The 12003-nt window shown below is 56.9% G+C and carries 12 protein-coding genes; all 12 read right to left on the reverse strand.

Going from position 1 to position 12003, the window contains the following annotated elements; genetic code table 11:
• Nucleotides 1-52: 52 nt before the first annotated feature.
• The 12 genes from trpA to JOE21_RS02365 all read right to left on the reverse strand — a co-directional run bounded on the left by trpA (nucleotide 53) and on the right by JOE21_RS02365 (nucleotide 11931).
• The gene (trpA, locus tag JOE21_RS02310; protein ID WP_309861871.1) at nucleotides 53-883 is read right to left on the reverse strand and encodes a tryptophan synthase subunit alpha; all 831 of its coding nucleotides are present in this window, start codon (nucleotides 881-883) and stop codon (nucleotides 53-55) included.
• Entirely contained in the window at nucleotides 870-2093 is a 1224-nt protein-coding gene (gene trpB, locus JOE21_RS02315; RefSeq protein ID WP_309861873.1) for a tryptophan synthase subunit beta, read from the reverse strand. The genes trpA and trpB overlap by 14 nt, the downstream gene beginning before the upstream one ends.
• On the reverse strand, nucleotides 2056-2736 hold the full coding sequence (locus tag JOE21_RS02320) for a phosphoribosylanthranilate isomerase (RefSeq protein WP_309861875.1): 681 nt from the start codon (nucleotides 2734-2736) through the stop codon (nucleotides 2056-2058). The genes trpB and JOE21_RS02320 overlap by 38 nt, the downstream gene beginning before the upstream one ends.
• Nucleotides 2733-3506, reverse strand: a complete 774-nt coding sequence (gene trpC, locus JOE21_RS02325; RefSeq protein WP_309861877.1) for an indole-3-glycerol phosphate synthase TrpC — start codon at nucleotides 3504-3506, stop codon at nucleotides 2733-2735. Before trpC ends, JOE21_RS02320 begins: the two co-directional genes overlap by 4 nt.
• Nucleotides 3496-4518, reverse strand: a complete 1023-nt coding sequence (gene trpD / locus JOE21_RS02330; protein ID WP_309861879.1) for an anthranilate phosphoribosyltransferase — start codon at nucleotides 4516-4518, stop codon at nucleotides 3496-3498. Before trpD ends, trpC begins: the two co-directional genes overlap by 11 nt.
• Nucleotides 4519-4520: 2 nt before the next feature.
• Nucleotides 4521-6041 (reverse strand): anthranilate synthase component I, encoded by a 1521-nt coding sequence (gene trpE, locus JOE21_RS02335; RefSeq protein ID WP_309861881.1) that lies wholly within the window; start codon nucleotides 6039-6041, stop codon nucleotides 4521-4523.
• 186 nt (nucleotides 6042-6227) lie between these two features.
• Nucleotides 6228-6632 (reverse strand): chorismate mutase, encoded by a 405-nt coding sequence (aroH, locus tag JOE21_RS02340; RefSeq protein ID WP_309861883.1) that lies wholly within the window; start codon nucleotides 6630-6632, stop codon nucleotides 6228-6230.
• Nucleotides 6629-7726 (reverse strand): 3-dehydroquinate synthase, encoded by a 1098-nt coding sequence (aroB, locus tag JOE21_RS02345; RefSeq protein WP_309861885.1) that lies wholly within the window; start codon nucleotides 7724-7726, stop codon nucleotides 6629-6631. The genes aroH and aroB overlap by 4 nt, the downstream gene beginning before the upstream one ends.
• 2 nt (nucleotides 7727-7728) lie before the next feature.
• Nucleotides 7729-8892 (reverse strand): chorismate synthase, encoded by a 1164-nt coding sequence (aroC, locus tag JOE21_RS02350; RefSeq protein ID WP_309861887.1) that lies wholly within the window; start codon nucleotides 8890-8892, stop codon nucleotides 7729-7731.
• A 179-nt stretch (nucleotides 8893-9071) separates the two neighbouring features.
• Nucleotides 9072-9989: an NAD-dependent epimerase/dehydratase family protein gene (locus tag JOE21_RS02355; protein ID WP_309861889.1), complete on the reverse strand. Its 918-nt coding sequence runs from the start codon at nucleotides 9987-9989 to the stop codon at nucleotides 9072-9074.
• A 153-nt stretch (nucleotides 9990-10142) separates the two neighbouring features.
• The gene (gene ndk / locus JOE21_RS02360) at nucleotides 10143-10589 is read right to left on the reverse strand and encodes a nucleoside-diphosphate kinase (RefSeq protein WP_309861890.1); all 447 of its coding nucleotides are present in this window, start codon (nucleotides 10587-10589) and stop codon (nucleotides 10143-10145) included.
• Nucleotides 10590-10854: 265 nt separating this feature from the next.
• Nucleotides 10855-11931: a polyprenyl synthetase family protein gene (locus JOE21_RS02365; RefSeq protein WP_309861892.1), complete on the reverse strand. Its 1077-nt coding sequence runs from the start codon at nucleotides 11929-11931 to the stop codon at nucleotides 10855-10857.
• Nucleotides 11932-12003 lie beyond the last annotated feature (72 nt).

A 12003-nucleotide genomic window follows, 5' to 3' on the forward strand; every position in this document is an offset into this window, starting at 1 on the left:
GCAAACCCCAAGAAAAAACCCCCTCATGGGGGGAGAATGGGCCATGATGCCATCACTTGCCTGAAGTGGCGGGAACATCCCGGCCCGACAGCTCACGGATAAACCGCCGCACTTCATCCAATGCCTGTGGTCGGCTTTCTGATTGTTTCAACCGCTCCCCGAGGGATTCCACCCTCTTCACCAGCGCGCTTCCTACGACGGCTGCGTCAGCATGTTCCGTCATCCGCTTCACATGGTCGGGATGGGAAATCCCAAAGCCGACCGCCACGGGAACGGTGCTCTGACGGCGAACTTCGTCCAGGAAGGATTCGATTCCGTCGGCAAATTCCCGCCGCATACCGGTCGTCCCCAGGGAGGAAACGCAGTAGATGAATCCACCCCGGCGTGTAGAGACGATGGCACGGATCCGTTCCCTCGATGTGGGCGCCACCAGCGGAATCAAGTGAAGTCCCGCCTCTTGGGCGATGCGATCCAGTTCCCCGCTCTCTTCCAGCGGGAGATCCGGGATGATGAAGCCGTCAAAGCCCGCATCGAAAGCCGCCTTCACCAATGACGCCGGCCCCCACCGCAACACCGGATTGTAATAGGTAAACAGGATCAGCGGCGTTTGCACCCCATCCTGCCGCGCTTCCCGGGCCAACTCCAAGACCCCCGCCAGCGTCATCCCGCCGGCGAGAGCACGGTCGGAAGCAGCCTGGATCACCGGTCCGTCCGCCAACGGATCGGAATAAGGAACCCCCAGCTCAATCGCGGTCACTCCCTCTGCATCCAACAGACGAATCAAATCCAGAGTGGTTTCTTTGTTCGGATCCCCCGCCGTGATGAAAGGAATCAAACGATGGCCGCGGCTTTCCCGTTGAAACGCATGATCAATCCGATTCATGGAGCATCCCCTCCAATCCTTGCCGAATCGATTCCACATCTTTATCTCCCCGGCCTGACAGGCAGATGACCACCACATCTGAGGTCGAGCGGTCGGCAGCCACTTTTAACGCTTCCGCAACGGCATGAGCCGATTCCAACGCCGGCAAAATCCCTTCCGCCCGGGAGAGTGCCCGTACCGCTTCCAATGCTTCCCGGTCCGTAGCAATGGTGTACCGTACCCGGCCCGCCTCCTTCAGATAAGCGTGCTCCGGTCCCACCCCGGGATAGTCGAGACCCGCGGAGATGGAGTGAGCAGGCAACACCTGGCCGTCTTCGTCCTGCAACAGATAACTTAAGGAACCGTGAAGAACCCCCGGGCTGCCTTTGGTGAGCGTTGCTGCGTGACGATCAGTGTCCACTCCCTCGCCGGCTGCTTCTACACCCGTGAGACCAACCGCCTCATCTGCGAGAAAGGCAGTGAACATGCCGATGGCGTTGCTGCCCCCACCGACGCAAGCCACCACCTCATCGGGAAGGCGTCCTTCCCGTTCCAGCAGCTGAACACGGGCTTCATCACCGATCACCCGTTGGAACATCTTCACCATCTCCGGATAGGGGTGGGGCCCCACCACGGAACCGATCAGATAAAAGGTGTCCTCCACATGGGAAACCCAGTGGCGGATCGCCTCGTTGGTGGCGTCTTTCAACGTGCGGGTGCCGGATGTGACGGGAACCACCTCGGCCCCCAACAGCTCCATCCGAAACACATTGAGCCGTTGGCGCCGCACATCTTCCTCCCCCATAAACACGCGACATTCCAATCCGAGCAGGGCAGCCACCGTGGCCGATGCCACGCCGTGCTGACCGGCACCGGTTTCAGCGATCAACTTCTTTTTTCCCATCCGCTTGGCCAACAGTCCCTGCCCCAAGGTGTTGTTAATCTTATGGGCCCCGGTGTGATTCAGATCCTCCCGTTTCAGATAGATCCGGGCCCCGCCTGTGATCCGGGTCAGATTTTCTGCAAGGGTAAGCGGAGTAGGACGCCCCGAGTACTCCGCGAGCAATCGGCGGAGCTCCTGTTGGAACGATTCATCCGCCAACGCTTCCCGGTAGCCCGCTTCCAACTCCGACAAAGCATTCATCAGCGTCTCCGGGACGAATCGTCCTCCAAAGTCACCAAACCGTCCCCGTTCATCCGCTTTTTCTTGTACTGCTGAACGACTGGTCAACCTGCCTCACCCTCTCCACCAAACGTTTCATCAAAACCGGATCCTTCCGCCCGGCCGTTTCAATTCTGCTGGAAACATCCACACCGTCCGGATGATAGCTCAGAAGTGCCGTTACATTGTCCGCGCTCACTCCTCCGGCCACCCACAAGGGAACACCTAAGGGCTTCCATCGCTCCCGGATCGCAGGGATCTGATCCCATGCAAACCGCTTTCCACTCCCTCCGCGGACCCCTCCCACGGAAGAGTCGAGGAGTGCCCCACCGATCCAAGGAGCGTAGGCTTCCGGAACGGCGTTCCCGTCGACCGATTCTTCCATATGGAACACCTTTACCACCGTGATGTCCAACTGCTCTTTGATACGACGGCAAAAGGAAGGGGATTCCCCGCCATGCAGCTGGATTTCGTCCAGGGGTACCGTTTCGAGGAGGGATTCCACCTCTTGCACGGAAGGATCCATCATCACCCCGACAGACCGAACACCCGCCGGCAGCAGCGACTGTAATTGACGGACCCGTTCCGGCGTAACGGTCCGTTTTCGCCCCGGCACCAGGATAAAACCCGCCGCATCCACATCCAATCCATAAAGGGCCGCTACATCCTCTTCCCGTCGCAATCCGCACAGTTTAATCCGGGTCCGCTTCATATCGTCACCCCGGCCAACAACCCTTCCACTCCGGCGCGGGGAGACGACTGCCGCATGAGATACTCTCCCACCAATATGCCGTCCACCCCTGCCGACCGAAGACGATCCGCATCCGCCGGGGAAGATACTCCGCTTTCCCCGATCACCGGGATTCCTGCGGGAATCCGGGGACGCAGCCGCTCCGTTACCGCCAGATCCGTTTCGAAGGTGGATAAGTTCCGGTTGTTAATCCCCAGCACATCCGGCTCCGCCGCCAGTGCCCGCTGCAGTTCGTCTTCCCCGTGGACTTCGATCAGCACTTCCAATCCATGATGACGGGCAGCCCGTCGCAACGAAATTAGCTCTTCCTCCGTCAGCATCGCCGCAATCAACAAAATCGCATCCGCCCCCAGAAAGCGGCTCTCTTCCACCTGCAAAGGGTCCAGGATGAAATCTTTGCGCAGCACAGGGAGGTTCACTGCTTGTCGCACCCGGGTGAGAGACTCCTTGTTCCCCTTAAAAAACGGTTCATCCGTCAGCACGGACACCGCCGCGGCTCCTCCCGCTTCATACCCTTGTGCCGTTTTCACCGGATCCACTTCTTCCCGGATCACCCCTTTGGAGGGGGAAGCCGGCTTCACTTCCGCGATCACCGCTAATCCCGCTCGATTGACTGCCGCCGCCAGGGAGCGGATTTTACCCGTTGCGGCAGGGAACGGGGCTGTCTCTACCTGTTGGCGTAAGCGCTCCACTTCCGCCCGTTTCGCTTCGGCAATCCGATCAAGAAACATGGCTGAACGCCCCCTTCATCTCCGCCAACTTCGCTTCGGCTCCTCCCTGGTCGATCACCGCCGCGGCCGCTTCCACTCCTTCTTGAAGCGAGGCTGCATGACCTGCCAAGTAGAGAACGGCCCCGGCATTGGCTGTCACCACATCCCGGGGGGCACCCGGCTCCCCGCGCAACACCCCGCGGATGATGGAAGCATTGACGACGGCGTCTCCACCGGCCAGCGCAGCTAAAGGATGCCGTGTAAGCCCCAATTCTTCCGGTGTAAGTTGGAAGGTGCGGATCCGGCCCTCCCGGGATTCACTGATGCGGGTTTCCCCCGACACCGAGATCTCGTCGATTCCTTCTAGGCCGGCCACAACCAAAACCCGCTCCGCGCCTAGCCGTGTTAAGACTTCCGCAACCGGTTCAGTCAATGCCGGATCGTAGACACCCACCAACTGCCGTTTTACCCCCGCCGGATTGGATAAGGGACCCAACAGGTTGAAGCAGGTTCGAAACCCCAGCTCACGCCGGACCGGCATGACATGTTTCATCGCCTGATGAAACAGCGGGGCGAACAAAAAGCAAATCCCCTGCTTGTCAAGCGCCTTCACCGCATCCTCCGGCGACAGCTGAGTAGGAACTCCCAGTGCCTCCAACACATCGGCGCTTCCGCTTCGACTGGAGACGGCCCGATTCCCGTGCTTGGCTACCGGCACTCCCGCCGCTGCAGCTACAATAGCGGCAGCCGTGGAAATGTTGAAGGTTTTGCCGCCATCCCCACCGGTCCCGCAGGTATCCACCGCATGTGACGCGGATTGAGGCAACCGTGCCGCCTTGTCACGCATGGCGGAGGCCAACCCCGTCAATTCATCCACCGTCTCCCCCTTGACCCGCAAACCGGTCAACGCAGCCGCGATTTGGGAGGGAGGAACCTCCCCTTCCATCATCGCCCCCATTAAAGCTTCCGCCTCGCCCCGTTCCAGGTTCTCTCCGTCGATAATCTTCGCCAGACTCTGCTTAAACAGGCTCATGCTCATCTCTCCTTTGCTCCAATTGCTGGGGCGGAAAACAAGCGTTCCGCCATGGCCAACGCGCGCAGCATCCCCCGCGCCTTGTTTCTCGTCTCTTCATACTCATTCTCCGGCCGAGAATCGGCGACAATCCCGGCACCTGCCTGTACATATGCATGGGAACCGCGGAAGTGAATGGTACGGATGGTGATACAGCTGTCCAGGTTGCCGTCAAAACTGAAATACCCGATTGCACCGCCGTAACTGCCCCGCTCTTCAGGCTCCAGTGCGGCGATGATCTCCATCGCCTTCACTTTGGGAGCGCCGGATAGTGTGCCGGCGGGAAAACAGGCGCGGAACGCATCCAATGGCGTGCGGCCATCCGCCAATTCCCCCTTAACATGGGAAACCAGATGCATGACATGGGAGTAGTTTTCTACTTCCATCTGTTCCGTCACACGAACCGTACCGTAACGGGAAACCCGTCCGATATCGTTGCGCCCCAGATCCACCAACATCACGTGCTCGGCCCGCTCTTTTTCATCCGCCAACAAATCCAGCGCCAGCGTTTCATCTTCTGCTGAGGTGCGGCCACGGGGGCGGGTGCCTGCGATGGGACGGGTTTCGACGGTACCGTCGGTCACTTTGATCAACATCTCAGGAGACGTACCCACGATCGACTCGTCCCCCAGCGACAGGTAATACATATACGGGGAGGGATTTAACGTGCGAAGCACCCGATAAACCGCAAAGGGCGGGGGAGCATCTACCCAGCACCAGCGCTGAGACAGAACCAACTGAAAGATGTCCCCCCTGCGGATGGCCTCCTTAGCCGCCTCCACCGACCGGTAAAAGCGCTCCCGGCTGGTATTGGACTCCGCCCGATCAAAATCAACCGCCATCTCCTCCCATGCTCCGAAAATGGACGGCTGCGCCTCGGAAAAGGGAGTTGTCAACTCTTTTTCCCATTGGGACAAACGTGCGCACGCGTCCCGGTAAGCTTGATCCAAACAGCCTGGGGCGTCGGGCACATGCAAGTTGATCACCAGTGTCATGGTCCGCTTCAAATGATCGAAAATAATCAACTTATCACAAAACATCAGGTGGATATCATCGGAATCCGCCTGCGCCACACGTGGAACCGGCTCCAGATGAGTGACCGATTCGTAGCCGATCATGCCCACCGCTCCGCCTAAAAACGGCGGATACCCCGGATACCGCGGGGAGCGGTAACGTTTAAGAAGCTCCTCCAACACATCAAAGGGATTGCCGGTCAACGATTGGGGTTGCCGCCCCCGTTCCGTCACCCGGATTTGATTGTCCCGGGCTTGAAAGATCAAAAACGGATCGGTGCCGATAAAGGAATAGCGCCCCTGGCGCTCCCCTCCATCGGCACTTTCCAACAAAAAGGATTGGGAGGGTTCACCCAGGCGGCGATACAAACTGACCGGAGTCTCGGTATCCGCCAACACAGTCTGACACAACGGAATCACCGTGTATTCACGGGCAAGGGACCGTACACGGTCAAAGGGGGGATCAATCACGACAACGCCTCCTCTCGGCTGATCGCCGGGAACTTGAGCCGGTCGTGACAGAGGAAATTAGGGAGGAAAACCAAAAAGACCCAAAGCACAGAGGGCTTGGGTCGGATATCCGTACGCCTTTCGCTCCGCTCTCCTCTGCTCGACTCCGCTCATCTCGTCTCCATACTCCACTCATCTACACTTATTTCATACTTTACCGGAGAAGCCATCGGGTGTCAATGCTTTTTCTCCCGCCAAATCGGGGCGCAAGGCTCTGGCCCCACCCAGATACACGTGCCGGATCTCCCGGGGAGAGCGGGTGGTATTGGCCAAGATCATCAACCGGATACAACGGGGAAGCGCATCGGGGACAGCAATCTCACTGGCGCACATCAACGGAACCCACTCCCACCCCGGCATCGTCCGGATCGCCCTGGCAGGAAAGGTGGCGTTCAAGTCGGGGGTCATGGTGACAAAAACGCTGGCAATATCGTCCGGCTGGATATCGTTGGCTTCCACCAGCCTTTGCAGCAATTCTCCCGTCGCCGCCATAATCGCCTTCGATTCGTTGCCGGCAACAGTGGTGGCTCCCCGGATCCCTCTCACCATCATCCCATCTCCCCCTCCAGACGAGACAGCACTTGACGTACCGCTGCCTCCGGCACCTCTTTCACAATCTCCACAGACCCGATTTTACGGGGCAACACAAACGTAAGCGAACCCTGATCCGACTTTTTATCCCTTCGCATGGCACGGATGAGCGCGTCCGCCTCCGCCGCCTCCCGCGCCTGAACCGGCAGTTCGAAGGATTGAATCAGGCGACGGGTTCGCCCGGAAACATCATGGGCCAGCCCGAGGGTTTCCCCTAACATCGCGGCTCCCACCATTCCGATCGCCACCGCTTCCCCATGGATAAACCGGCGGTAACCGGTCACCGCTTCCAACGCATGACCGATGGTGTGTCCATAATTGAGGATGGCGCGGAGGCCCGATTCTTTCTCATCCTGGGAGACGACTTCCGCTTTGATGCGGCACCCGCGTTCAATCGCTTCCGCCAAGAGAGCTGGATCTTTCGCCATCAATCCGTCCCGGTTCTCCTCCAGCCAGGAGACAAAGGAATCATCCCGGATGAGCGCTTCTTTAATCACTTCCGCGAAACCTGCGGCCATTTCCCTTGCAGGTAAGCTTTTCAATGTGTCCACGTCAAAAACCACCAGATCCGGTTGATGGAAGGCTCCCACCATGTTTTTTCCCAATGGATGATTGACGCCCACCTTACCGCCTACACTACTGTCGTGAGCCAACAAAGTGGTGGGCAATTGGACAAATGGGATTCCGCGCATATAGGTGGCAGCCAAAAATCCGGCCGCATCTCCCACAACCCCGCCGCCCAGCGCCAGGATCCCGCTTTTCCGATCCAACCCCTGCCGAATCGCCTCTCCTGCCATCTGTTCCACCATGGAAAGAGATTTTGAGGTTTCTCCCGCCGGAATCACCCAACTTCCAACGGAATAGCCCGCTTTTGTCAGGGAAGCGATAACCCGTTCCAGATACAAGGGTGCTACATGGGTGTCCGTCACCACCATCAGACGCTTAGGCGGAGTCCACTCCACTTCTTCCAGCAATACCGGCAATCTCTTCAACAGTCCACTCCCGATTTGAATCGGGTAGCGAGTTGTTGCTGTTTCCACCCACAAGGTCCGCATCGTCAAAATTCCTTCGCCTTCTCCCGGCGGTGCCGGACTTCCCGCAATAGTTCCTCCAAGGTGTCAGAGGAAAATTGCTCCACCATGGCACGGGCCACTTCCCAGGCCACCACACTCTCTGCCACGACCCCGGCCGCAGGGACCGCACAGTTGTCGGACCGCTCGATACTGGCTTCAAATGGCTCTTTGGTATCAATATCCACGCTTTTGAGCGGTTTGTACAAGGTGGGTATCGGCTTCATCACACCGCGGACCACAATCGGTTCGCCGTTGGTCATCCCGCCCTCAAAACCACCCAGGCGATTGGTGGCCCGATGAAACCCTTTTTCTTCCGACCACAAAATTTCATCATGGACCTGAGAACCAGGCAAACGGGCCGCTTCAAAACCGATTCCGATCTCTGCCCCCTTAAAGGCGTTGATACTAACCACCGCCTGGGCAAGACGAGCATCCAACTTACGGTCCCAATGGACATGGCTGCCCAATCCCACCGGAACATTCTCCACAATGACTTCCACTACGCCTCCAAGGCTGTCCCCATCCTCTTTGGCTTGATCAATCTCCCGGATCATCGCCTTTTCCGCCTCCGGATCGAGACACCGCACAGGGGATTCTTCCGATACCCGAGCAATCTCTTCCACCGTCCACTCTCCAGCCGGCTTCGCTTCCACCGAACCAATCCGAACCACATGGCTCGCCACACGAATTCCGCATGCCTCCAGAACCAGCCGGGCTACCGCACCGGCGGCGACACGGGCAGCCGTCTCACGGGCACTGGAACGTTCCAACACATCCCGCATATCACGGTGGTCATATTTGATCGCCCCATTTAAGTCGGCGTGACCCGGCCTGGGCCGTGAAACCCGTCGTTTTTCCGCTTTTTCTTCATCAGGCTGTGGGCTCATCACTTCCACCCACTTGGCCCAATCCTTATTCTCAATGGCCAGGGCCACCGGCGCTCCCGTCGTCTTTCCAAAGCGAACACCGGATAAAATCTGCACCTGGTCGGACTCGATCTGCATGCGGCGACCACGTCCATACCCTTTTTGACGCCGTGACAATTGTTCATCCAGTTTTCGCTTATCAAAAGGAACCTGACTGGGCAGCCCTTCCACGATCAACGTCAGTTGGGGCCCGTGTGATTCTCCCGCTGTCAAATAACGCATCTTATCTTCCGTCCTCTCCATCCTTCGCCTGTTTTTCGCTTTGCCGCGATAAAAGTTAGGGATATCTTAACACAGGTGGAGGGCGAGAGAAACGTCTTTTTTCCTTCATTCAGTTTGTTATGCAAACTTATTTGGATTAAATCCGTTACCCAGACATGAATCATTCTCTCACCCACCAGCTATTTGTTTCCGGCGTGGACCGCCTCCATCTCCTGTTTGGCACGCAGCGTTTCCCGGATTCCTTCATCCAAAGGTGTGACGGGTATACTGCCAAACTGTTTTTGGTACTTGGCACTGTCCAGGAGGAAGATCCATCCCATCAGCCGGAGCCCCCATCTGGGAACGGAGCGGCCGGACAGGTCTTTATCCAGGACCTTCCCAATTGCCTTCAATATTTCCGTTCCTGCATATTCCCTTCCTCCGATGTTCCATGCCCCACCTCCCGCTTGCCCGGACAACGCCAGTTTGATTAAAGCCTTGGCGCCGTCCGGCACGTATATATATTCCCGTTTGGTCTCCAGCGGTCCCACCCAGTGGACCTTATTCTTGGTCAACGCGGTGGAAAGGATATAATCCAGATAGCTGTTGCAGACATGGGGACCGTAAAAGTCCGGGAAGCGGGCGATCACGCCTTCCACATCGCCGCGGTCGTGGGCTTCTTGCAACATCTGCTCCATTTTTAAACGAATGTTTCCTTTTTTCGTTTTCGGTCGGGTCGGATGTTCTTCGCTAACCAGGTTGGTGACGGGGTGTCCATAGGCGTATACCGGATGAACCAACACAAACCTTCTTCCTTCACCGGACGCCCCTTTTAACAGGGATTGCATCACAGGGATTTGTTTCTCTTCCCACTCCGGATAAGGAAATCCAATGGAGTGAAACACCAGCGAAGACCCTTCGCAAGCGCGGCGGGCAAACGAGGAGTCCGCTGCGTCTCCCATACGGACATCCACCTCTACATCGTGTAACCGCTTTCTTATTTTCTCCTTTCCTCTGGCAACCACACGTACTCGATACCCTTCTTTAATCAACTCCCGTACCACATACTGCCCCATTCCCCCGGATCCGCCGAAAACCGTCGCCAGCTGTTGACTCATCCACACTTTCCTCCCTGTCTGTTCTTCTCGCATTAATTTACCCATCGGGTAAATTATATAGGATGGCACCCTCACCGAAAACTCATCCACTTAAAAACATACAAAAAAACCGGCATCTGGTTGCCGGTTTTTATATAGAAGCTGCACCCCGAATCAGTAAATCCAGCGATCCAACAGCTTTTCCCAGGAAGCGATCTCTTTTTCATCGAAAAAGAGCGCAATTTCACGCTCAGCGCTGGCGGGAGAATCGGAACCATGAATGATGTTTTTACCTACGGTCACACCATAATCTCCACGAATGGTACCCGGAGCCGCCTCTGCGGGCTTCGTTTTGCCCATCATGTGACGGGCGGTTGCGATCACATCATCGCCTGCCCACACCATCGCAAATACAGGACCCGATGTAATGAAGTCGACCAGCTCGCCGAAGAAAGGCTTCTCCTTGTGCTCCCCGTAGTGTTGTTCCGCAATCTCCCGGGGAATCACCATCAGCTTGGCGCCCACCAGTTGAAACCCTTTGTTTTCAAACCGGGAGACGATTTCTCCGATCAGTCCCCGCTGCACACCATCCGGTTTCACCATCAGAAACGTTTTTTCCATGTCTGACCCTTCCTCCATCCATGTGAATATATGTATCGGAAAGCGCTTCCGAAGCACATCAATCGAAATTGTAGCAAAAAGGCCGCAACAAAGCAACGCCCGGGCAAAGCGAGACCTGTACTAGGGCCTGTCTGGTCATCCCGTTTTCAATTGAAAACGGAAAAGAAAGTCGGTATGGCCTTGGGTTCGCCTGATGCGCGTTTTGCATCGAAATGAAGACGACCATACCGACCTCGGCTTAGGATATCGATTGATCAGACACACCTTAATAAGAGCGTTTCCCCACAAACCGGGCAATGAAAAGCAACGAATCCCGCGCTTGCCCGGAAGGCAGCCCCTCCAGGCATACAAGCGCTTTGTCCAAATAACGGCGGGACATCTCCTCCGCGTACGGAATCCCTCCCGAGTGGCGTACCCGTTCCAGCACGTCCTCTATTCCTATGGACAAAGCCTCTTCCAATTGCTGTCCTGGAAGAACATCTTCACTACCAACATCCGTCCTCCGGCGGGACAAATAATCCCTCAGTCGTCGCCGGTCTTCTTCCGATCCATAGTGCAGCAGATAGATCACTGGCAATGTGATGTTTCCTTGACGCAAATCACTGCCGGCGGGCTTGCCCAATTCTTTTTCATCCCCGATTAGATCCAAGACATCATCCGTGATTTGAAAGGCCATACCTACGTAGTATCCATACAGCCGCAAGCGCCGAACCACCGCTTCGTCCGCTGAGGCAACCATCGCTCCCAGCTGGCAGCTGACAGCCATCAGCAGCGCCGTTTTCCGCTTGATTCGCTGCAAGTAGCGGATCAAGCCCTGATCCGGATTATAGAAATCCCGGATCTGCTCGATTTCTCCTTTGCACATCTCCTGAATGGATCGCGACAACACTTGATGGATACGGGGATCCTCCACTTGGGTGGCAATGGAAAGAGCCCGTGCGAACAAATAATCGCCGGTGTACATCGCCACCCGACTGTCCCATTTGGACTTCACAGTGGGTCGGCCCCGCCGTGTCTGTGCATCATCGATGACGTCATCGTGCACCAATGAAGACATGTGGATCAGTTCCAAGGGAACCGCCACTTTCTTCAGCCTTTCGATATCGTAATACCCAAATTGACCAGCCAAAAGCGTAAATACGGGACGCAACCGCTTCCCGCCCGCCTCGAGTAGATGGGCGGAGGAACGATTCAACTCGGTGTGATCGGAACGGACCGAATTGGACAACTCCTGCTCCACCACCCGCAGATCCTGACGCAGGCTTTTGTAAATGTCCGCTAGCTTCATGTTTTTCACCTTGGTTTGCATCGTATTCGCCCCGTTCTTCGGGCTGTTGATCAAATGTTCCTCCTGTCAACACGCCCTGTTTCCCAGGGGGTGCCCTCTTTTGGACAGGAGAAAGGGAGCGGCCGA

Origin of the sequence: Desmospora profundinema, assembly GCF_031454155.1 — a bacterium.
GTDB lineage: Bacteria > Bacillota > Bacilli > Thermoactinomycetales > DSM-45169 > Desmospora > Desmospora profundinema.

What these genes read in the sequence shown, in the direction of transcription:
- aroB (WP_309861885.1), bottom strand. Translation starts at nt 7,726, where the DNA reads ATGCGGACCTTGTGGGTGGAAACAGCAACAACTCGCTACCCGATTCAA.
- ndk (WP_309861890.1), bottom strand. Translation starts at nt 10,589, where the DNA reads ATGGAAAAAACGTTTCTGATGGTGAAACCGGATGGTGTGCAGCGGGGA.
- trpC (WP_309861877.1), bottom strand. Translation starts at nt 3,506, where the DNA reads ATGTTTCTTGATCGGATTGCCGAAGCGAAACGGGCGGAAGTGGAGCGC.
- aroH (WP_309861883.1), bottom strand. Translation starts at nt 6,632, where the DNA reads ATGATGGTGAGAGGGATCCGGGGAGCCACCACTGTTGCCGGCAACGAA.
- JOE21_RS02355 (WP_309861889.1), bottom strand. Translation starts at nt 9,989, where the DNA reads ATGAGTCAACAGCTGGCGACGGTTTTCGGCGGATCCGGGGGAATGGGG.
- trpD (WP_309861879.1), bottom strand. Translation starts at nt 4,518, where the DNA reads ATGAGCCTGTTTAAGCAGAGTCTGGCGAAGATTATCGACGGAGAGAAC.
- trpA (WP_309861871.1), bottom strand. Translation starts at nt 883, where the DNA reads ATGAATCGGATTGATCATGCGTTTCAACGGGAAAGCCGCGGCCATCGT.
- aroC (WP_309861887.1), bottom strand. Translation starts at nt 8,892, where the DNA reads ATGCGTTATTTGACAGCGGGAGAATCACACGGGCCCCAACTGACGTTG.
- JOE21_RS02320 (WP_309861875.1), bottom strand. Translation starts at nt 2,736, where the DNA reads ATGAAGCGGACCCGGATTAAACTGTGCGGATTGCGACGGGAAGAGGAT.